This is a genomic window from Streptomyces sp. IBSNAI002 (assembly GCF_052244475.1).
Classification (GTDB): Bacteria; Actinomycetota; Actinomycetes; order Streptomycetales; family Streptomycetaceae; genus Streptomyces.
Window position 1 is genome coordinate 95,996 of the sequence record NZ_JBQPXG010000005.1, and the last position, 21,460, is coordinate 117,455.

The following is a 21,460-nucleotide window of genomic DNA, read 5'->3' on the forward strand; positions in this document are numbered from 1 at the left end:
CCTCACTTCTGGTCTCTGTACGGAGCAGGGGCTGCGGGAAGGACGGCGGTGACGGTGTAGGAGCCGTCCGGGCCGGGCTGTGTGGTGAGGCGGCCGCCGAGCATGGCGGTGCGTTCGCGCATGCCGAGCAGTCCGTGCCCCGCCCCGGGCACAGGCCGCGTGGGGTGGGCGGGGGCGGTGTTGGTGACCCGGATGGTCAGGGCGTCGCCGGTGTAGTCCAGGCGGACGTGGACGGCCGAGCCGGGGGCGTGTCTCAGGGCGTTGCTGAGGGCTTCCTGGACGATGCGGTAGGCGGACAGTTCCACCCCGGGAGGCAGTCGGCGAACGGTGCCGGTGGTCTCGGTGGTGAGTGTGGTGCCGGTGGCGCGGACGGTTTCGGTGAGCTGGTCGAGTTGGGCGAGGGTGGGCTGGGGGGTGTAGGGGGTCTCGTCGTCGGCGTCCTCGGCCCGCAGTAGGGCCAGGACGCGGCGGAGTTCACCCAGGGCTTCGAGGGCACCGCCGCGGATGGCGGCGAGGCTGTCCATGAGTTCGGGTGGCGGGTCCTTGAGCTGGCGGGTGGCGACCTGGGCCTGGATGGAGATGACGGACATGTGGTGGGCGATGACGTCGTGGAGCTCGCGGGCGATCCGGGTGCGCTCCTCGAGCACGGCCCTCCGGGCGCGCTCGCCGGCGCTGGCTGTTGCCTGCTGCAGCGCCTCGTTGTGCGCTTCGCGTCGGCTGCGCAACAGCGCTCCGGCAACGGCGGCGGCGGTGAAGATACCGAGGGTGACATTGCGGTAGGTGTGGTGCGGCGCCTCGGGGAATCCAGGCCCGGCAGTAGGCAGAGCGAGCGTCACGGCCGCCGTCGAGGCCCAGACGAGTAGCGCGGTGCGTACTCGTACGCGCAGACAGAGCAGGAGCAGGATGCCTGCGTGCGCGAGCAGCGTGGGCCAGGGCCACTGGGTGACGTGCAACTGGGTTGCCGTCACGGCGCACAGGCCCAGGGAGAGCAGCCAGGCCGGCACCGGTGCGTACAGGGCGAGAACGAGCGCCGCTGCATCCGCGGCCGCGACAACTGCCGCGGCAGCGGCGCCCACATGGTAGAAGTCCTCCAGTTCGGGCCAGCCGGCAAGGAACAGCAGGACTGCTGCGATCGCGGTCAGGACATGCGGGAGGTAGCGCAGCGCCCACGGAGCCTGCGCCCGGGATGGCAGCGGTGCGACCGCCAGGGCCAGGATCCCTCGGGCGTCGGGCTGGGCCATGGCGGTGTCCCTATCCATGTTCTGCCCCTTGGAGCTCGGGTACGGCCCGCGGCGGGAGCGCTTGGGAACCAGTGTGCCGCCGGTTCCCGGCTGGGGTGGGTTGCGGCCCGCCGCGTTCGAAGACGCGGAACGCAACGGCGCATGCTGCGAGCGCCACGGCGAAGGCGGGGATCCAGAGGATCCGTTGGGCTGTCCAGATGATGCTGTCCGGTGGGGTACTCAGCCCGGGCAGTGTGCCGGCGGTCGTGCCGAGTGAGGTGGTGATCAGCATCGCCGTCTGGTGCCAGAGGAAGATCGTGAGTGCGGAGAGGTTGGCCAGGGCCACCCCTGCCCACAGGGCGGGTCGTCGCATGGCGCTGCGGAGCGGTTCGCGCAGCAGGAGCGCCAGCCCGCACTGGGTGATGCCGAAGGTGACCGCGGCCAGGGTGGGCGGGCTGAGGTTGGAGACGGGCGCTCCGGGGACGCCGACCATGGAGGTCGGGTAGCCGGCCCACAGCAGCAGAGCCGCCGTGGCGGTGCCGCCGCCGAGGACCAGCGCCAGCGGGGTGCGTCGTCGGGTGAGGGCTCCGCGTGCCCAGGCGCTGCCCAGGCAGTAGGGCACCATCCATCCGGCTGCGACGTTGATCCAGCCGATCCAGGACGGGCCGCCGAAGCCGAAGCGGATCAGATCCACATGGAGGACTACCGCCAGTGGCCACAGTGGGTTGAGCCGGGCGATCAGCGGGGTGGCGGCGGTCAGCGCGATATATACGAGTAGGAACCACAGCGGGGAGAGGACCAGGGTCAGCAGTGTGCGCAGGGTCTGCGCTGGTACGCCTCCGGCCAGCAGGCCGACGGTTGCCAGCGCCCACAGGGCGAGCAGCACGGCTACGGGACGGGTGAGCCGTCGTATGCGGGTGGCGGCCCATGCCCGGTATCCGGTGCCCTTGGCCTGGGCGCGTTCCCAGCTTCCGGCGGCTGCGTAGCCGCCGACCAGGAAGAACACCGCGAGGGTCTGGAAGATCCAGGAGAGGGGTGCCAGCTGCGGCATGCGCGTGAGCGGGCTGGTGTCTGTCAGCGTGCCGGAGTCGGTGGTGGTGACGGCGGTGACCAGCCAGTGGCCCAGGACTACGCCGGTGATGGCGAGGGCGCGCAGGGCGTCGATGGCACGGTCGCGGTGGGCCGGGGTGCTGTCGTTGATGCGGCGGGTGAGGTATCGCAGGTCAGGCATGTGCGGGCTCCGGGTCCTGGTCGAGGACGATGTGGGCGAGGTTGCGCAGGGACAGGGAGCCGGGGGTGAAGTAGTCGCTGTGGCCGCCGGGCCCGGCGGCGAAGCGGCGGGCGCCGAAGGCGGCGGCGGTGGGGTCCTGGCCGAAGCCGAGGCTGGCGCCGCCGGGCAGGCCGATGCTCAGATGCGGGATGCCGGCGATCCAGTCGCCGCTGCCGCGGCCCGCCCACACCGCTGCGCGGGTGTGGAGGGCTGCCACATCGGGTTCGTCGACGCCGGGGCTGGCGAACAGCACGATGGAGGCCACGTTCAGTCGGGGGGCGGCCTGGCCGCAGACCACCGACCCGTAGGAATGGCACAGCAGGGTCACGCTGGCCTGCGGGTTGACCCGGTGGACCGTGGCAAGGAAGGCGCGCAGGGCGGGTGCCGCGGCGCGTGCGCGGGAGTCGGTCAGGATCGCCGGACCGGTCAGGCCCGGGGTGTCGTAGCCCAGCCAGGTAACGACGGCCACCTTGGCCGCGGGGTCCTGCTGGCAGAGCTGGCCGCGTAGTTCCAGGGCGGCGCCGCCCAGCGACCGGTGATCCACGTGCACGGCGCCGGTGGCAGGGACCGTGCATGAGGAGGCGGCGTGATCCCGGCGGACCAGGCCGGCGGGGGGATTGCCGCCGAGCGCGTCGTAGGTGTCCAAGTCGGTGTCGGCACCGGGGACCAGCACGGCGATGCGGTCCGCGTGGGCGAGGTCTCCCATGACCTCCACGACCCGGCCGGGGCCGCGGCCGTCGAAGGTGAGGTACTGCCGGCCGTCTTCCGCCAGCGCCCGCAACCGCGCCGCCCGCCCGCTCGCACCGGCCGACTCCGCCGCGCGTGCGGCCTGCAGGATGTTCGCGCGGTTCGCGGCGTACGCCTGCGGCAGCGTAGCCGCAGTCGCCGGCGCGAGCCGGTCAGGGGCAGGGGCCGGTATGTGAGGCCGGCTCGCGGCCGTCAGGGGCACGACCACAGCCACCACAATGGCCAGGGCCGCAAGCGCGCGGCGCAGCCGGGCAAACCGGGATATCAGCACGGTGGTCCTTCCGCTCAGGGCTTGAAGCCGTGAGCGGCTTCCGATGCCCCGACGCTACGAACCCCACCGTGTAGCCCGGATCCCTCCGGGGAGGACACTTGTCTGGTAGCTCCCAGGTATCACCCAGCCCCTGGAGCACCGCCGTACTACTTGAGAGCTACCGCACGGGTGTCCCCTCTGGAGGGACCCGGGCTACAGGCCAGCCGCCATAGCTTTCTCACCGAAGGGCCAAACCGGCCAAAACCGATCCCGTGAGAAGAAGCCCATGCGACAGCGAAAGACCCTCCTGGCCGCCTCAACCGCGCTGGCAGGCAGCACAGCGATCATCGCGGGGCTCCTCGCGCCCTCCTACGCCTACGCGGACAGCCACCCCGCCGACTCACTTCAGAAGGCCGCCGACACCATCCACGACGCCGGAGCCGTCGGAGTCGCCATCGGCCTCGAAGGCCCCCACGACGTCCAGACGGCCACCAGCGGCGTCAGCAACCTCACCACCCAGGCCCCCGTCAAGCCGGATGCTCGGTTCCGGGCCGGAAGCGTCACCAAGACGTTCACCGCCGCCGTACTCCTCCAGCTCACAGAGCAGACCAACGCCCAGGGCAAGCCGCTCCTCAGCCTGGACCAGCCCGTCGTCTCGGTACTGCCGCATCTCTTCCCCAAGGACAGCATCCAGCTCGCCGAGAAGAAGACCATCACCATCCGCCAGCTCCTCCAGCACACCAGCGGCCTCGACGACAACCAGGGCTACACCCAGGCACTCCTGCCTCCCGAGGGAGCGAGCCCGAGCGAGATCAAGAAGTTCCTCGCCGCACCGGCCGACACCGATCAGCTGATCGCCGGCCCACTGAAGGGGAAGCTCGCCTTCCTCCCCGGGAGCCAGGACGCCCAGGGTCGCCCGAACCGGCTCTACTCCAACACCGGCTACGCCATCGCAGGCAAGATCATCGAAGCTGTGACCGGACACTCCTGGAGCCAGGAGGTCACCACCCGGATCATCGACAAGCTCGGCCTCCACGGCACGTCCATCCCGGACCCCCGAGCGGCGAAGACCCTGCCTGATCCCCACACCCAGGGCTACGAAGTGATCCCGGGCATGAACGACCCCCTGGACGTCACCGCACTGGACCGCCGCACCTGGGTCGGCGCCAGCGGGCAGATCGCCAGCACCACCGCCGACCTTGACACCTTCTACACCGCACTCCTCACCCCCGGACGACTCCTCGGCCCGCAGCAGATCAAGGAAATGCAGAGCACCATTCCCGAAACCGATGGTGAACCGGGCGCCGCATACGGCCTGGGTCTGGAGCACACCCCCCTCACCTGCGACGCCGGCAAGCCGGCGAACCTGAAGGGGTACTGGGGCCACACCGGCCGGGTCCTGGGCTACCAGACCCTCACCGGGACCACCCCGGACAGGAACAGGTCCATCACCATCTCCATCAACGGAGTCCGCCCCGTCCGCAACGCCGACGGAACCATCAACCAGGACAAGACCCAGCAGCAGTTCGACAACACAGTGCACACCGCGACCAAGGCCATCGACCAGACACTCTGCGCACCGCAATAGGGGCCACTGGGAACGCGGAACGCCCTCATGTCTCGGGTGCACCTGCTCCCGTGCACTTCTGCGGCTCGTCCCAGAGCAGAGCCGATCGGAGGAAGCAGGGCCGCGAATCTGACCCTACTATTGCTCACCTAGAGTGACTGCCCCCAAGGCAAGCTCGCAGGGGCACACATGAAACACGGCGGGAGGCATAGTGCTGCTACTGCTCAACACAGTCGGGGCCGGCCTCTTCCTGCTGCTGGTGATATGGGCGTGCCGGCGCCGCGGGAAGTCCGCCGGCGGCAATGCCCTCGCCGGTCCATGGGATGAACTGTTCCATCCTTCACGGCAGATGGTCCGGCACGAGAAGGAACGACAGCTGACCCTGCGCGACGATGTCGAATCCGCCGCGCCGCCAGGATCCGTTGTCGACTTGCAGGCAGGCACAGCCGTCATCAGGCCTGCACAGCGAAACTCTCGCAGGTGAGCCGATCCCCGTTCTTCCCGAGGGGCCGAAGGCTGGCGCAGGCAGCCATCCCCCAGGTGATGCCGGGCACCGGGCACCCGGGCCTCTGTGTGCGGCGGCCCCTCCATGGGCCTCCAGACGACCGGCCCTGAGCGCGATGATGCCCGCCGGGGCCGTCTTGGTTGCGTTACAGCCCGGCCCCGGGTCCGTCGATGGTCACGGTCCGCAGCGGGCGGTGGCCCTGGTCATCGAGCTGGGCGAGTTCGCGGTCGTAGTCGACGGTGATGGAGCCGTAGTAGTTGACCGCCGTACTGCGGGCCGGGGAGATGTGGGCGAGCACGTCAGCGTCCACATCGCGGCCGGCAGCCCGCAGTTCCCCGACGGCCAGGCCCATGTACTCGGTGTGCCAGCACACGACCGCGTTCGTCACCAGGGTCAGGCACCATGCCTGCTCGTTCTGCTGCTCTGGCTGACGTCGGGTCATCTTGCCCTCGCGGGCGTAGTGCAGCTGGCGGCGCAGTGCGTGGAGGGACTCGCCTTTGTTGAGCTGCCTCGTGATCTTGCGGCGGTAGACGGGATCGGACAGATATTTCGCCGCGTAGATCGTTCGCCGGATCGCGCCGTACTCCTTGAGCGCGGCGGCCAGGGCGTTCTGCCGGGAGGAGGCGGAGAGCTTGCCGACGATCAAAGAGGCGGTGGCGTGCCCGTACTTCAGTGATCCGGCGAGCCGCAGCAGGTCATCCCAGTGGTCGGCCACCAGGTCGAGGTTGGCCTTCTTCGTCAGCAGCGGCCCCGCGGTGGGGAAGCGTTCCGCGTAGTCGGCCTTGGCGCCCATCCGGTACAAGGTGATCTTTCCGAGGTCGCGGATGCGCGGTGAGAGCTGCTTGCCCACCAGATCGAACAGGGCGAAGTTGACCAGGGTCACCCCGTGCGTGTCCGTGGCGTGCTCGGTGATCGGCAGGTCGGTGGCGTTGCCGAGGATCTCGTCCAGCACGTAGTGCGCCTCGCGGTGCGTGGCGACGATGACCTTCGTGCCGAACGTGGAGTGCTGGTCGGAGACGTGCGTGTAGGTGGAGATCCCCTCGCCCACGAAGTACTTGTTCAGATGCCGGGCGGTGATCGACTTTCCGCGGGTGGGGAACCTCTGCCCGTCCGAGGACGACAAGGTGCCCGCGCCGAACATCGCGGTCATCGGCAGCTGGTGGTGGTAGTTGACCAGGCAGATGTTCGCCTCGCGCAGCGTGTTCTCGCGGATGTACCACTCTGCGGTCCACGCCAGCACGTCATAGGAGATGCCGCACGAGAAGGCCATCCCGTGCAGCCCCATGTTCGTGGACAGCCCGATCAGACAGGCGATCAAGTTCCTCTTGAGCTGCGGGGAGCGGGCCTGCTTGCCGCCGGCGTGGGTGAAGCAGTCCAGGAAGCCGGTGTGCCGGTCCATCTCCACCAGCAGCGAGGCGATCGGCACGTTCGGGAGCATCCGCTCCAGCTCGCCGTGCAGCTCCTCCACCTCGCCGGGAATGTCCTCGGCGGTGAGCGGGGAGATCACCAACTCACCCGCGTCGTTGAGGCGGACCGGCCCGTCCCCGCTCTTGAGGGCGCCCTCCAGGTCGGTGAGGGCCTCATCCAGCTCGTCGATCACCAGGGGCAGAGCCTGACAGGCGTCGGGGCTCTTGCCAACCAGGCGGCAGAACTCGGCCCGGTGCGTCTCCCACTGGGCGGGCTTGAACAGATAGGCCGCCGGGTTGTCGTAGCGGCGCGATCCGGGCACGAACACGTCCCCGCTGCGCAGGCCGTCACGCAGCGCGAGCAGCACGCACAGCTCCCAGTAGTGCCGGTACGCGGTCACGTCGCCCTTGGCCGCGGCCTCGTCCAGGTAGCCCTGCCAGCGCGTCGGCACGAACAGTGTCGGCGCCGTCTCCGGGACGTTGCGCGCGCCGGTGGCGTTCAGCTCCCGGAGGATCTCCAGGGCCTCGATCAGCGGCTGTGCCTCAGTGCCGCCCTTGAACCGCACCGCCTGAAGCACCTTCGGGGCGAACTGGCGGATGTAGGTGTACGAGCCCTCCAGCAGCCGCAGGTGCCCGTGGTCGCGCGGGAGCCGCACAGTTGCCCCGGCGTTGGCCGCGATCAGCCGGGACAGGCCGATCTTCCCGCGCAGCAGCGTCCCCACCGCCTCGTCCGGGATTCCGGCATCGGCGAGCACGGGCAGGATCTCGTCCAGCAGCGTGAGCCGGTCCTCCGACAGCTTGGCGCGCTCGGCGAGTTCGTCACGCAGCTTGATTCGCGCCCGGGATTCTGAGCCCGACAGGGTCTGATCGAACAGCTGCACGACGGAGTCGAGTACGTCGACGGCGGACTGGGCCAGCAACGTAAGTAGGATCGGGTGGCGCCGGCTCGCCTCCCGGCGCTCCAGGGCCTGCGCGGTGAGGCGGCGGCCGATCTGGGCGAGGTGGCGCCGACGTTCGGCAGGCAGCGCGGACAGGTCGAGGGCGTGCGCATCCAGGCCGCGCAGGAACACCAGCTTCTCCACCTCGCCGCCCACGCTGTTGGGTGACGCCTGCACCGGCCCGGTCCCAAGCCAGTGCAACCGCGAGGACCGCAGCCCAGGATCAACGACCAGCAGGTCGTCCAGGCCATGAATACGCTCGCCCGTCAGCAGGTGCGCCACCCGGGCGTGGGTCTCCTGCTCGGCAGTCGTACGGGCACTGGCGACCTTCTCCAGCAGCACGACTACACCGGGCCGGATCACCTTCGCCGAACGCAGGTACTCGCAGCCCAGGCGGAACAGCAGGCTCGGAGCGTCATGCTCCATCGCGCGGGCCAGCAGGAACTCGTCCAACTCCTTGAGCTCGATGGTCTTCGCCGGCTTCCATCCCAGATACTCGGCGATCTCCTTGAGGTGGTCGGTGCGGGTCTGCTCACGCGCGCCGTAGCCCGCCAGATCGGCGACGGCGAGCCCGAGCTGGCGGGCCAGGCGGCCGACCGCCGCGAGCGGAACGGCAGGCACATCGTCGGGGACGAAGCCCAGCCAGGGCAGGGCAGAGAGTTGCACAGCGGCGCCGAGCACATTCTGGGACCGGCGGAACTTCCGCAGGAACGCCTCGTCAGCCGGGGTGAGGGTGAAGTAGCGGATCAGCTCCTCCCGCCCGATCGCCGGGAAGGACCGCAACCCCTCCAGCTCCTCATCCGAGAACACCCGCGTCGCCATCTACCCCGCCCCTCCCGTTACGGCCATCGCCCACCCGGTCCAACGAGTCCGCTCCCACCCCAGCAACGGAAGACCCGACCTGAGACGAAAAGGCCAGTTCAGGCCCTCGGCCCAGGCTTAGCGTTGTTTTCTCGGCGAGAACTACTGGGACTCCTGGTGGCCTCGGTCGACGGGATGCGGTTCGTCGTCCCCGTGCCGAGTGTGTACGCGCGGCCGAACCCGAAGTACTTCGGGCGCCGGGGCGGCGCGACCTGGCTGAACATGATCAACGACCAGGCTGCCGGGCTCGGCGGGAAGGTCGTGGCCGGCACCCCGCGCGACTCGCTGTACGTGCTGGACGTCCTCTACGACCGCGACGGCGGCAAGCGCCCCGAGATGATCGTCACCGATACCGCCAGTTACAGCGACATCGTGTTCGGCCTGCTCACCTTGGCCGGCTTCGCGTACGCGCCACAGCTGGCGGACCTGCCGGACCAGAAGATGTGGCGCATCGACCGTACCGCCGACTACGGCGCCTTCCAGGACGCCGCCCGCGGCCGGGTCGACCTCGACCGCATCGAGCGGCACTGGGAGGACGTCCTGCGGATCATCGGCTCCATCCACACCGGAGCCGTCCGCGCCTACGACGTGATCCGGATGCTGTCCCGCGACGGGCGCCCCACCCCGCTGGGGGACGCGATCGCGCACTACGGGCGGATCGCCAAGACGCTGCACATCCTGCGCCTGGCCGACGAACCCGCCTACCGCCGCAAGATCAAGGTGCAGGCCAACCTCCAGGAGGGCCGTCACGCGCTCGCCCGGAAGATCTTCCATGGCAAGGCCGGGCAGCTCTACCAGCGCTACCAGGACGGCATGGAGGACCAGATCGGCGCGCTCGGCCTGGTGCTGAACGCGCTCGTGCTGTTCAACACCCGGTACATGGACGCCGCCGTCACCCAGCTCCGCGCGGACGGCTTCGACGTCCGTGACGAGGACGTTGCCCGGCTCTCCCCGTTCGTCCGCCACCACGTGAACATGCTCGGCCGGTACTCCTTCCAGCTCCCTGACCTGCCCGGCGGCATGCGGCCGCTGCGCGACGCGCAGGCCACCGACGAGGAATAGCCCGTCCTGGTCCGGATGGCTGAGTTGGCGGTTCATCCATGTTGGCGCAGGTTGTGGATGTGGGTGAGTACTTCGTCGACGTACGGGCGTACCTGGGCCTTGAGTTCGTGGCTCCAGGTCTCGTCCTGGTAGTGGCAGGTGCGGTACAGGTCCCTGGCGTGCTCCAGCACAGGCCGGTGCTCCGGGGCGAGGCGGCTGAGGGCCCAGTCCGCGGCTGCGTCCTTGGGCTGGATCTTGCCGGTGGCCAGGGTGGTCCAGATGCGGGCGAGGGTGAGCAGGACGTTGCGGGTGTCGTCGGCGAGGTTGTCGAGGAGTTCGGGGATGCCCGCAACACTCGCCCGGGCGAGGTCGCCATGCGGCACGGGGTCGAGGAGCTGGGCGGGCGGCGGGCCGGTGAGGGGATGGTCGCCTGCCAGCACTGTGGTGAGCGCGATAGCCAGATCCGGCATGGGGCAGGGCTGCGGGGGCCGCCCGCCTTCTTGCAGTTCTTCGCGGAGCCACTCACCGAACAGGAAGTCTCCGGTCGGCGGGTACCGCCAGGGGCGGACCTCGGACTGCACGACGACGGTGACTTCGACCGGCCGGACAGTGGGTGTGAGGCCGGAGATCTCCAGCAAGCCCTCGGCAAGCGCCCGCCGCTTGCCCTGGTCCAGGCTCTGCCTCGTGACGGCCAGGACATCGAGATCGCTGGCCGGGCCCAGGCCCCCGAGCACGGCGGAGCCGTGGAGGTACGTGCCGAGGAGCTCCGGCGCCAGGACGCCGCGGATGAGTCCGACGGTCTGCTCAAGTTGATCCATTACCTCAGTGTGGAGAGCTGCCTCCGCACGAGGCGTGCCCGAAGGGGCAGATGTATCGGATTGGCCGGTAATCGGGGCATATTTATGTGTGGGTTTTGTCGCTTTGGTGAGAGCGTGACCGGCATGGACACTCTCAAGGGCCGCTCAGTGGTTCTGCGTCGCGCGACGCCGGATGACGCACCCGCCTTCCGCGCCGCCCTGGCCTGCGAGGAGGTCGCCCGTTGGTGGACGAGGAACGGGTGGCTGGACGTCGAGGGCGACCTGGCCCGGCCCGATCACCGACGCCTTGCGATCACGGTCGAGGGCGTGGCGGTGGGGATGATCCAGTGGTGGGCGGAGGAATCACCGGTCTGCCCCTACGCCACGGTCGACATGTTCCTCCACCCCGACTATCACCGCCGCGGGTACGGCACCGATGCCCTGCGCACCCTGGTCGGCTGGCTGCTGAGTGCCGGCCGACAGCACAGGGTCACGATCGACCCGGCAGCCGACAACACCGCCGCGATCCGCTGCTACGAGAAGGTGGGCTTCCGCCGCGTGGGAGTGCTTCGCCAGTACTGGAAGGACGATGCCGGTCAGTGGCGCGACGGACTCCTGCTCGACCTGCTCGCCGGTGACCTCGCAGCGGGTCGGGAAGGCGGACACGGTGACCGTTGAGATCCGTCCCATCACGTCGGACGAAGCGGTTGATTTCCTGCGGATCGTGCCCGGCTTCGCGGGAACACCGAGCTGGGAGCCGGAGCCGCCCGCCTGGCACTCAGGTCTGGGAATGGCTCCCCGGTTCGACGAGCCCGCGACCGGCGAGGACCTGGCCAAGGCCGCGGCCGGGCTGCGTGATGTGGACCGTACGCGGGCCGCGTTCGTGGACGGCCGGCTGGTGGGCACCTCGCAGACGCTGTCGCTGGAGGTCACCGTCCCCGGTACCGGGCCGGTACCCATGGGCGGGCTGACCGCGGTCGGCGTCCTGCCGACCCACCGGCGACGCGGCCTGCTCCGGGACATGATGCGAGCCCTGCTCGACGACTGCCATGAACGGGGTGAGGCGCTGGCCACATTGAGCGCCGCGGAAGGCAGCATTTACGGCCGGTACGGCTTCGGCCCCGCAACCTACCAGGCCCGCTGGGAACTCGACATCACCCAGGCCCGGCGACCGTACCGCCACGAGCAGCAGGGACGGATCGAACTGGTCGACGCCCGGACGGCGAACGCAGTGTGGCCACGCCTCCACGACCAGGTCCGGCAGAGCCGGGTGGGCGAGGTCAGCGCCTACCACGGTCTATGGGACGAGAGAGCCGCCCGCACGGGCGCCTGGCAATACCTCCTTCGGTACGACGACACCGGCACCGTGGACGGCGCAGCCGTCTACCGCATCCCCTGGTCTCCCGACCCCTCGACGGCAGGCACGGTGGAGGTCGACTGGCTGGAAGCCGCCACTACCGCCGCCTACACCGACCTGTGGGCCTTCCTGACCAGCCTCGACCTGACCCGACGCGTCGTCGCAGGCAAACGGCCCGTCGACGAAGTACTGCGCTGGCAGCTCGCCGACCCCCGCGCCCTGCGCATCACCCGCCAGAGCGACGACCTGTGGGTCCGGCTCATCGACGTCCCCGCCGCCCTGGCCAACCGCACCTACCCAGTACAGGGCTCACTCATCGTCGAGGTCACCGACCCGTTCTGCCCCTGGAACCAGGGCCTGTGGCACCTGGAGGGCGGACCGGAGGGGGCCCACTGCCAACGCGCGCCCCGAGGCGCGTCGGCGGACCTGTCCCTGAGCTCCACGACCCTCGGGTCGATCTACCTCGGCGGCACACCGCTTGGGCCGCTCGCTGCCGCTGGTCTCGTCGACGAGCACACCAGCGGCACGCTGGAGCGGGCCACGGCCATGCTCACCCAGCCACAGGCACCCCACAACGCCATCGGCTTCTGACAGCGGCTGGCATCTGCCCGCCAGAGCCCCTCCCGACTACGACAGGAGGGTGAGGATCACTGCGGCGCAGGCGCGACGGCAGTCGCCTCGGGTTGATCACGTTCCTACTTGCATCGGTGGGCTCGTCTGTGCCCACAGCACAGACCTCTGGGCGAGCGCGTCCCACGTCCGCGAACCCGCACGATGGATCGAGGAAGGCATGAGGAAGCCGGGCTCGTCTTCAAAGGCCATGGCGAAAGCGTTTCATGTGCAGGGCCGCTGGCCGGATGTGACGGACGTCGTCCGCGGCGTCCTTGGCGTCCTGGTGGCCGTGGCGGTGGCCTTGGCCTTCGGTGCGCCGTGGGCGGCTGTCTCGGCTGGTGGGGCCGCGGCGGTCGCGGGGGCCATCGGGCTGATGCGCGGTCCTCGCGGCCGGATCCCGCTGATCCTCGCCATCTCTTTCACCATGGGCGCGGCCACGCTCGTCGGCTCGCTCGCTGCCCGGCACACGGTGGTGTTCGTGTGCCTGGTGGTGCTGTGGAGTTTCGGTGCCGGAATGATGTGGGCGGTCGGCCCCAGAGCCGGACTGATCGCTGCCGCCGGATCCGTACTTCTCGTAGGAGCAGCGGCAGTTCCGCTGAGCATTGCCACGACGCTCGGCGCGGCGGCGCTCGCGGTGGCCGGAGGACTGGTGCAGGCTCTCCTTGTCGCCGTATGGCCGGGCAGACGCTGGCGTGTGCAGCGCGAAGCAATGGCCGGTGCCTACCGGGCCGTCGCGGCACATGCCCACGCCCTGGCGGACAACCCCCACGCCGTATTCGATCCCGCCCCACTGATCATGATGCGGGAGGCCTTCACCCTCACCGACCGCCAGGCTGCCCGCCGCCCACCGGCCTTCAGGAGTCTCTACGGTCTTCCGGAACGCATCCGGCCCTCACTGACCGCGCTCGCTCACGCCGCCGACAGCGGCACACCGGCCGAAAACGCGGCAGCCCGCGCCTGGCTGCACACCACCGGCGATGTCCTCGGCCACATTGCCTCCCGCCGTCCGGACGAACTCAAGAACGCCAGGCACCTGCTGCAGAACCTGGTCGCTTCAACGGACCCGGCAAGCAGCTTCGCCGGGGCCACACAGCCTCTGGCACTGCAGCTGGCGCGGGCTCTCGACCTCGCCTCCTCCGACTCCATGCTGAAAGGCGAGAAGGCCCAGCGCCTGGAGCGACCAGGCCTGGCTGCCCGGCTGCACTCGGTCGCCGACGCTGTCACAGGGCAGCTGTCGCCGTCCTCGCCCGTCTTGCGTCACGCTCTCAGGCTTGCCTGCGCGACCGGTACCGCCGCCGCGCTGGCCCTTGCCACAGGTATGCAGCACGGCTACTGGATCGCGCTGACGACCCTGATGGTCATGCGCCCGCAGACCGCGCACACCGTCGAACGCTGCCTCGCGCGCGTGACCGGCAACGCCGCAGGTGTCCTTCTCCCCGCAGCCGTGACGCTCATCTGGCACCCGGGGACGGTCGCGAACGCGGTCCTGGCCATGCTGTTCATCGGATGTGCCTACCTGGTCGCAGAGACCGGGTACGTCGCCCTGAGCGCAAGCCTCGCGGCAGCGATCATCTTCCTTACCTCCGCCACCGGAGCCTCCGAGACCGACGCTGTCGCCACACGCCTCGCGGCCACCGCCATCGGCGGTCTCCTGGCCGTCGCCGCCCACCTCCTGCTCCCGGACACGCCCGACGCGCAACTGCGCCAACGGGCCGACGAAGCGATCACCGCACACCGCATGTACCTCGCAGCGGCCCTGACCCTCTTCACAAACCCCGGCCAGGAGAGCACGGCGGCCGTGCGGAGCGCGGGGCGCCGGGCACTGCGCGCGCGCTCGGAGCTGGCATCCTTCGCCCACCGCAAGGACCTGGGAGCCACAGCCCAGTCGCGGGCGGCCGAAGTACGCGAAACTCTGGACCCCCTGCACACGGCATGCGCCGTCCTCGAAACCCACCAGCCCAGCGGGACAGCCACGCCGCCGCTCCCCGAGGCACAGGAACTCGCCACCGCACTGCTGGAGCGACTGCAACCACGCGGCGTCCTCGCGCCCGGGACGGACCCTGGTGAGAGCCGGGCCGGCTGGGAAGAGTCGGCCGCCCGCCTCACCGCGCACCCCGACCGGAGCCGCTACCAGGCCCTGCTCTCTCAGGCCGCCGCCGCCGCTGTCGCGATGGACCGGCTCCAGGCCATCGAAGAACGCTGGTGATTCTTCGGGCCATATGGGAGCAACCGTTCGAGTGGCTTCGGGCTGGCGGTACGGACGCCGGGCGCGGCGGGGCCTTGGTCAGCGGCCGGGAATGCTGCCGCCGCCGTCGACGCAGAGGGTCTGTCCGGTGATGAAGCCGGCGTCGTCGCTGAGGAGGAAGCAGACGGCGGCTGCGATCTCTTCAGGGTGTCCCAGGCGTCCCATGGGGATGGTGCGCAGGACCGCTGCTTCGGCGGCGCTTCCGGTGGGGCGGGTGCGGTGGAAGAGTTCGGTGTCGATGGGGCCGGGGGCGACGGCGTTGACGGTGATGGGGTGGTCGGCGAGTTCGAGGGCCCAGGTGCGGGTCAGTCCGGTCAGGGCGCTCTTGGCGGCGGAGTAGCTGCTGCGGCCGCGGGTGCCGAAGACGGCGCGGCTGGTGATGTTCACGATCCGTCCCCACCCCCGCTCGCGCATGCCGTCGACGCACGCCTGGACGGTCTGGACCGCGGCGCGGACGTTGAGGTCGAGCACGGCCTGGAGGGCGGCCAGGTCGATGTGGCCGAGAGGTTCGGGCAGGGCGGTGCCCGCGTTGTTGACCACGGCATCCACGTGGTGGTCACGCGTCAGGGTCTGAAGGGTTTCGGCGGTCTGCCGGGCGTCGGAGAGGTCGCAGGGGACGAAGGTGCCCGGGAATCCGGCGGCTGGCCTGGAGCGGGCGATTCCCAGGACCTGTGCTCCCTCATGGCAGAGCCTGTGGGTGACGGCCAGGCCGATGCCCCGGGTCGCGCCGGTGACCAGGACCGTTTTCGCGGAAACCATGGGGCTCCTCGACCGGTGAGCGAGAGGTGGGTCCTGAGGGACACCCGGGCCAGCATTCCGGCCGAATGGCCCACATCCTGCCATTACGCCGGAAGTGGCTGTGTCGTAGAGCACCGCAGCTGTTTGGCGCCCGTTCTCGCCGGAAGTCCGTGGTGCCCCATCCCACCGAAGGGTCTGGCGCGGTATGGGCTGCCGGGAGGCTCACGCTCGTGGAGAGTGGGCCGCCGCTGAGCCCCTCAGGATGGCGTCAAGGCCGTACTCGAAGCGTTGGTCGAAGTCATCCGAGACCAGGTGTGCCGCGACGGCCGCCAGGGTGGGGTAGGCGCCGCCGGATAGGGCCTGTTCCAGGTTCGCGGATCGGTCGTGGCGGTCCGCTTGCTCTTCGGTGGTCAGGCCGAGGGCGAAGTAGAAGGCTGACCAGTGCAGCCAGGTGGCCTCGCGGGGGCGGCGGCCTGCTTCGATGAACGTGGCGATGGCCTTTTCGGCGAAGGCAAGGGTTTCGGGCCCGGTCGTAAAGATGCCCCCGAGCAGACGTGCACCGTCCCGGCATGCCCGTAGCGCTTCCCGCAGGCGCCTGTAGAGGGTGCGCGCGCGCTCCAGGGGGAGGTCGGGCAGGGGCGGAGTCGTGCATCCCGCCAGAACCCGGTCTGACATGAGCTCCAGCAGGTGCGCCTTGGTGTCGACGTGCCAGCGGACGGTGTTGTGCCGGACCCCCAGGTGATCGGCCACCGACCGCAGGCTCAGGGCGTCCAGGCCGTCTCGCTGGAGCACGGCGAGCGCCGCCTCGGTCACATCGCTCTGACGAATGGCCATGCTTCCACCTCTCCTCACATCACGCATATCACTGACCTTGTCCACTGTACAAGAGAACGTGTTGTCCACCGGACAAGAAGTGGTGGGGTCGTTCCCGGCCTGCCAGGAGAAGAGGTGTTCGCGATGCCGAAGAACGAACCAGGCGCCGTACGGCCCGGGCGGGCCTTGTTCGCTCTCACCCTCGCGGTCTCGGTGGTACTGCTGGGCAGCACCATCCTCAATGTGGCGCTGCCCCAGATGGCCGGCGCGCTGGATGCGGGCGGCGCGGCGCAGCAGTGGATCTTGAATGGGTACACGCTGACCTTCGCCGGCTTCCTCCTGGTCGCCGGGGATGCGGGTGACCGGTTCGGGCTCAAGCGCCTGCTGATCTGGGGAACTGCCGCGTTCACCGTGACCACGGTGGTCTGCGGGGTCCTGGACTCTGTTTTCTGGGTGGTCGTGCTGCGCGCTCTCATGGGGGTGGCGGCTGCTGCGATCATGCCGACCAGCCTCGCGGTGATCCTCAGGGTCTTTCCTGCGGAGAAGCGCGCCGGGGCGATCGCGGTCTGGGCCGCGGTGTCGGGACTGTCCTTTTCCCTGGGCCCCCTGCTGGGCGGAGCCCTGCTGAGCGCCGGTCTGTGGTGGGGATCGGTCCTGGAGCTGACAGCCGTGTTCGGGCTGCTCGCCTTCCTCTCGGTTGCGGCCTGGGTTCCCGAGATCAGGGGAAGCGGGGCGGGCCGACTGCGGATGACGCCTGTCGCAGGCTCACTGGGCGGCATCGCCCTGCTCGTCTACGGCGTGGTCCACCTCGACCAGGGCGGGTGGGGCTCGGCTGGCACCTGGCTTCCCGTTCTCCTGGGCACCGGCATTCTGGCCGTCCTCATCGTGACGGAGCTGCGTCACCGGGAGCCGCTGGTCGATGTCGCCCTGTTCCGGCACCTGCCGTTCACCGTGGCCCTTACAGCGCTGACGCTCGGATCCTTCGTGGTGTTCGGCTACATGTACGTGATCACCTTCTACCTCCAGGTGGAACGCGGCTACACGCCCTTGCAGACCGGCCTCCTGCTGATCCCGCTCTCCGGCGGGCTCCTGCTCGGAGCCCCGCTGTCGCGACTGCTGTCGCAGAAGATCGGCTCCCGGACCACCATGGCACTGGGGCTGGGCCTGACCGCCCTGGCCTTCGTCGCAGCCACCAAGCTCGGTGCACACACCACGACCGTCTGGTTCATGCTCGACGCCCTGGCCCTGAGCCTTGGGTTCGCACAGGTCCTGACCCCCGGCATCACCCTCGCATCAGCATCCGTGCCGGCCGAGCGGGCCGGCGCGGGCTCGGCCCTGCTGAACACACTGCGCCAGCTCGGCAGCGCACTGGGCGTCGCCGTGCTCGGCTCGGTGCTGTGGTCGCACTACTCGAGCCTGATGCACCACCGCCTGGCCGGCGTGCCGGCCGCCATCCGCAACGCCGCCTCCGATTCACTGACGTCCGCACTGGCCACGGGCAGCCCCAGTGCCGCCCACGCCGCCGGCCCGGCCTTCCTCGAAGCCCTCCACGAGGTCTGCCTCATCGCCGCAGCCGTCACCGCCATGGCCCTTCTCGCCACACTCCTCATCCGCAACCGCAGAAGCCACAGCACCCCGCGGTCTCCAGGTTTCATAGGCGGCTGACTGATTTGCGCGGCCAGGCCTACGTGGGCCGCACGCGACAATCGAACCAGTGACCGACCTCGGGAGCGGGGTGCGCTCCGCCTGCCGCTCGCCCGAGTCGTGCCGCGCCCCGCACCGAGCGCCCGGTCCGCATCGGGTACGTCAGGACCTCGACCGCGCAGCAGGAACTGGCGAGCCAGCTCGAAGCCCTCCACCGGGCGGAGTGCCACAAGGTCTTCCAGGAGCAGATCAGCACCCGCGTGAAGATCCGGCCCGAACTGGAGAAGGCTCTCGCCCTGGCCCACCGGTTCAAGAAGGCCGCCCCCGAGACGCCCGTCATCCTCACCGTCCACGAGCTCAAGCGCCTCGCCAGGAACGCGGCCGAGCTGATGACGCTGTCCGCCGAGCTCCAGGCTGGCGGCATCCAGCTCGAACTCCTCACCGGCCCGCTCACCGGCATCTACGACCCCAACGGCATGGGCGCCATGTTCCTCGCCGTCCTCCCGTCGCCGGGCAGGTCGAGCGCAACTACATCCGGGAGAAGACCCTCGAAGGCCAGGTCATCGCCGCGTCCAAGGGCAACCACGGCGGACGCCCGAAGGTCATCGACGACGACACGCTCACCTTCGCCGTCGCCCTGAAGGACGAGGGCGTCCCCGTCCCCGAGATCGCGAAGAAGCTCACCATCAAGCCCGGGAAGAACGCGGGCGAGCACCCCTCCGTCGCCTCGTTGTACCGGGCCCTCGCGGAAGCCGAGGCCACCGCGCCGGACGACGGCGTGCCGATGCGGCCCCGAGGCCTGCTCGACCAGGGGCATCACGATCCCGGCGTCTCCCGGTCCCCTGGTTGGGGGAGGGGCGGGTGGGTGCGGCGGATGCGGGTTTTCAGTATTGGTGCTGGTCACACCTGGTGGGAGGACCGGCTGGGGACGAAGTGACGGATGTCAGGTTTGCCGGGAAGTGGGCTGTATGGGGGTTGGTGGAGGGGCGGGGGGACGGGCCAGGTGGGTGGGTGCGTCACGGTGGGGGCTTGGGGTTGTGTGGAGGGGTGGGAACGGCAGCGGAAGCCGAAGAGCTGGCGCCGCTGGAAGGGATTTCGATTCTTTCCGTTCCCGGACAGCCCCCGGCGGGTGCCACACAGTGTCACCATCGCCGGGCAGGGCGTCCTCCCCCGCGAGAGGCACTTGATCATGTCGGTTTGGACCCCTCGGATGCGCACGGCTACGGTCCTGCTCGGATTCGCCGGCTGCCTGGTCACCGGCGCGGCGTTCGCTCCCTCGGCTTTCGCTGCTTCTCTGCCGAGTGCGGCGCCGGTTGCCCAGGAGCAGGCGTACGCACAGCGAATCGTGAACGCCCAGTTCCCCGGACAGCCGGGCGAGGCCCATGCCTTCGACCATGTCATCCAGCAGGAGAGCACCTGGAATCCGAGGGCTGTGAACGACACGAACCCCGAAGCACAGGGCCTGGGCCAGCTCGAGCAGGGTCCCCGCGCCGGCACCGACTACCAGGCACAGCTCAACGCTGCGCTGCACTACATGCTCCAGCGCTACGGCACCCCTGACGCCGCCTGGGCACACGAGACCACCTCGGGCTGGTACTGAGCCGTCACAAGAACTGTGCCGCAGCCGATCAAGGGACCGGAATCCGCAGGTCGGGCGTAGCGCTTTTGATCCTCTGTACCGCCGGCTTCGATGAGCAGGGCGGCTCCGTGGCCGCCGTAGGCGCCCGGAGTGCTCCCAGGGCCAGCGGTCTGCTGGACAGGTCCCTGCGCAGGCCTTCGGGCACGGCCCGGACCTTGTAGGGGCGACCCGCCGAGAGTGGCCCGTATCCGGTCTGAGGCTGTCGCAAGGGGGAGACTTACAGCCGCGCCCAGGCCGGGCAGCGGCCCCTGCGGCGCGGGGCGCCTGTTCGCTCGTCCTGTTGTCCGGCGGCGCGCCGGAGGCGCCTGAAGAGGAGCGTGCCCATGCGTGCACGGTCAGCGTCGGCCGCGCGGAGGGGGTCCTTCGCGGCGGTTTCGGTGGCGCTGTTCTGCATCCAGGTCGATTTCTTCGCCCTCAACCTGGCCATCCCAGGGATCGCGGACGAGTTCGCCATCACGGAATCGGCTGCCCAGTGGACCCTTTCCGCGTACATGATCGCGCTGGGCTGCTACTTCATCATCGGCGGGAGGCTGGGGGACGTTTTCGGACGGCGCGGCACCCTGCTCGCGGGGACGGCGCTGTTCGCAGCCGGCTCTGTCTGGTGTGGGCTGGCGCCGGACCTGTGGCCGTTGGTGGCGGCGCGGGTCGTGCAGGGTGTCGGTGCGGCTCTCGTCTTCCCGGTCTCTGTCGCGGTCGTCAGCAACACCTTCCCAGACGAGACCCGGGCCCGTGCTCTGGGCGCTGTGTTCGGAATCGCCAACATCGGGACAGCTCTGGGACCCTTCATCGGCGGGGGTTTCACCGAGGGACCCGGCTGGCGCTGGATCTTCTGGCTGCTGGCGCCGCTCGCCGCAGTGGCGTTCCTCATCGCCGCCCTGTACGTCCCCGACTCGCGTGACGTCTCCGCGCCCCGCCAGCTCGACCTGCTCGGCTGCGGCACGATCGTCTGCGCGGTCGCGGCACTCACCCTGGCAGTGGAACGCGGCAGCGCCTGGGGCTGGGCCAGCCCCCGCACCCTCACGCTGTTCGCGGTCTCGGCGCTGTCGGGCTGGCTCTTCCTGCTGAGGGAGCGCCACGCCCGGCATCCGCTCGTCGACCTGCACCTGTTCCGCAATACCCCCTACGTCCTGGTGACCGTGATGGGCTCGGTCTCCAACATGTGCTTCGCCGTCACGGTCTTCCTCAGCACGCTTTACCTGCAGGGCGTACGCGGGCTGTCACCACTGAGCGCGGGCATCGTTTTCCTGGCTCCGGCGCTGCTCACGGCTCTGAGCGGTCCGCTGGGCGCCCGGCTCGGCCAGCACATGCGGCCAACGACGGTGATGGCGATGGCGGGCGCGCTCGCCGGCACGGGCATGATCACGCTCAGTTACACCACGGCCTGGTGGCTGTACGTGCCGGTGTTCGCGTGGTGCGGCCTCGGGCTGGGTCTCGGCTACACCTACTCCAGCGTTGCGACGCAGCAGGTCGTACCGGCCGCCCGGGCGGGCGAGGCGTCCGGGGTGCTCCTGACATGCATGATCACGCTGGGGGCGATCGGTCTCGCCGCGGTGGCGGCCGCCCTCACGGCAATGACCCCGCAGCGGGGGCCGGACGAGGTGTACGAAGCGGTGCTGCGCATCGGCGGGGCGGCCAGCCTTGCGGTGTCGGGTGCTGGCCTGGCCGTACGTCGTCGGCGTGAGGGCCCCGGAAATCCGGCGCAGGCCAGGAGGTGAGCGCCTTGATGCCCCCATGGATGTCAAGCTGCGGTTGGGGTGGGGGCCGTGGGGCTGCCGGCTGTCGGGTGCTGTCACGTTGTCGGTGGTGCGGA

General features: G+C 69.8%; 15 protein-coding genes and 2 pseudogenes. 10 read left to right on the forward strand and 7 right to left on the reverse strand.

Annotation, left to right across the window (positions count from 1 at the left end):
• Positions 1 to 2: 2 nt before the first annotated feature.
• From ACTVZO_RS42285 to ACTVZO_RS42295, 3 genes are read right to left on the reverse strand one after another with little or no spacing between them, the layout of a single operon-like run.
• The gene (locus tag ACTVZO_RS42285; protein WP_443303925.1) at positions 3 to 1,259 is read right to left on the reverse strand and encodes a sensor histidine kinase; all 1,257 of its coding nucleotides are present in this window, start codon (positions 1,257 to 1,259) and stop codon (positions 3 to 5) included.
• On the reverse strand, positions 1,252 to 2,451 hold the full coding sequence (locus ACTVZO_RS42290; RefSeq protein WP_443303926.1) for an acyltransferase family protein: 1,200 nt from the start codon (positions 2,449 to 2,451) through the stop codon (positions 1,252 to 1,254). Before ACTVZO_RS42290 ends, ACTVZO_RS42285 begins: the two co-directional genes overlap by 8 nt.
• Positions 2,444 to 3,508 carry an alpha/beta hydrolase gene (locus ACTVZO_RS42295; RefSeq protein WP_443303927.1) on the reverse strand — a complete coding sequence of 355 codons (1,065 nt, stop codon included), beginning with the start codon at positions 3,506 to 3,508 and terminating at the stop codon, positions 2,444 to 2,446. The genes ACTVZO_RS42290 and ACTVZO_RS42295 overlap by 8 nt, the downstream gene beginning before the upstream one ends.
• A gap of 265 nt (positions 3,509 to 3,773) precedes the next feature.
• On the opposite strand from ACTVZO_RS42295, the gene ACTVZO_RS42300 reads away from it, so the two are divergent.
• Positions 3,774 to 5,075 (forward strand): serine hydrolase domain-containing protein, encoded by a 1,302-nt coding sequence (locus ACTVZO_RS42300; RefSeq protein ID WP_443303928.1) that lies wholly within the window; start codon positions 3,774 to 3,776, stop codon positions 5,073 to 5,075.
• Between the two features lie 238 nt (positions 5,076 to 5,313).
• A complete protein-coding gene (locus ACTVZO_RS42305) occupies positions 5,314 to 5,538 on the forward strand; it encodes a DUF6191 domain-containing protein (RefSeq protein ID WP_443304048.1) in 225 nt (74 codons plus the stop codon).
• Between the two features lie 166 nt (positions 5,539 to 5,704).
• Here ACTVZO_RS42305 and ACTVZO_RS42310 read toward each other — a convergent pair whose 3' ends face one another.
• A complete protein-coding gene (locus ACTVZO_RS42310) occupies positions 5,705 to 8,725 on the reverse strand; it encodes a Tn3 family transposase (protein ID WP_443303929.1) in 3,021 nt (1,006 codons plus the stop codon).
• 147 nt (positions 8,726 to 8,872) lie between these two features.
• Here ACTVZO_RS42310 and ACTVZO_RS42315 point away from each other — a divergent pair.
• Positions 8,873 to 9,826 (forward strand): annotated as a pseudogene (locus tag ACTVZO_RS42315) (transposase); the annotation flags it as partial.
• A 32-nt stretch (positions 9,827 to 9,858) separates the two neighbouring features.
• Here the strand turns inward: ACTVZO_RS42315 and ACTVZO_RS42320 are convergent.
• Positions 9,859 to 10,629, reverse strand: a pseudogene (locus ACTVZO_RS42320) (aminoglycoside adenylyltransferase family protein); the annotation flags it as partial.
• Between the two features lie 117 nt (positions 10,630 to 10,746).
• On the opposite strand from ACTVZO_RS42320, the gene ACTVZO_RS42325 reads away from it, so the two are divergent.
• From ACTVZO_RS42325 to ACTVZO_RS42335, 3 genes are all read left to right on the forward strand, one after another.
• A complete protein-coding gene (locus tag ACTVZO_RS42325) occupies positions 10,747 to 11,280 on the forward strand; it encodes a GNAT family N-acetyltransferase (RefSeq protein ID WP_443303930.1) in 534 nt (177 codons plus the stop codon).
• The gene (locus ACTVZO_RS42330; protein WP_443303931.1) at positions 11,270 to 12,550 is read left to right on the forward strand and encodes a GNAT family N-acetyltransferase; all 1,281 of its coding nucleotides are present in this window, start codon (positions 11,270 to 11,272) and stop codon (positions 12,548 to 12,550) included. The genes ACTVZO_RS42325 and ACTVZO_RS42330 overlap by 11 nt, the downstream gene beginning before the upstream one ends.
• A 229-nt stretch (positions 12,551 to 12,779) precedes the next feature.
• Entirely contained in the window at positions 12,780 to 14,777 is a 1,998-nt protein-coding gene (locus ACTVZO_RS42335) for an FUSC family protein (protein ID WP_443303932.1), read from the forward strand.
• A gap of 78 nt (positions 14,778 to 14,855) precedes the next feature.
• Here ACTVZO_RS42335 and ACTVZO_RS42340 read toward each other — a convergent pair whose 3' ends face one another.
• Positions 14,856 to 15,575: an SDR family oxidoreductase gene (locus ACTVZO_RS42340; protein WP_443303933.1), complete on the reverse strand. Its 720-nt coding sequence runs from the start codon at positions 15,573 to 15,575 to the stop codon at positions 14,856 to 14,858.
• 201 nt (positions 15,576 to 15,776) lie between these two features.
• Entirely contained in the window at positions 15,777 to 16,388 is a 612-nt protein-coding gene (locus tag ACTVZO_RS42345) for a TetR/AcrR family transcriptional regulator C-terminal domain-containing protein (protein ID WP_443303934.1), read from the reverse strand.
• Positions 16,389 to 16,511: 123 nt separating this feature from the next.
• Here ACTVZO_RS42345 and ACTVZO_RS42350 point away from each other — a divergent pair, with 123 nt between their 5' ends.
• From ACTVZO_RS42350 to ACTVZO_RS42365, 4 genes are all read left to right on the forward strand, one after another.
• The gene (locus tag ACTVZO_RS42350) at positions 16,512 to 18,032 is read left to right on the forward strand and encodes an MFS transporter (RefSeq protein ID WP_443303935.1); all 1,521 of its coding nucleotides are present in this window, start codon (positions 16,512 to 16,514) and stop codon (positions 18,030 to 18,032) included.
• A gap of 167 nt (positions 18,033 to 18,199) precedes the next feature.
• Positions 18,200 to 18,652, forward strand: a complete 453-nt coding sequence (locus tag ACTVZO_RS42355) for a recombinase family protein (protein ID WP_443304049.1) — start codon at positions 18,200 to 18,202, stop codon at positions 18,650 to 18,652.
• Between the two features lie 569 nt (positions 18,653 to 19,221).
• Positions 19,222 to 19,611 carry a hypothetical protein gene (locus ACTVZO_RS42360; protein WP_443303936.1) on the forward strand — a complete coding sequence of 130 codons (390 nt, stop codon included), beginning with the start codon at positions 19,222 to 19,224 and terminating at the stop codon, positions 19,609 to 19,611.
• A gap of 362 nt (positions 19,612 to 19,973) precedes the next feature.
• Positions 19,974 to 21,365: an MFS transporter gene (locus ACTVZO_RS42365; protein ID WP_443303937.1), complete on the forward strand. Its 1,392-nt coding sequence runs from the start codon at positions 19,974 to 19,976 to the stop codon at positions 21,363 to 21,365.
• The last annotated feature ends 95 nt before the right edge of the window (positions 21,366 to 21,460 follow it).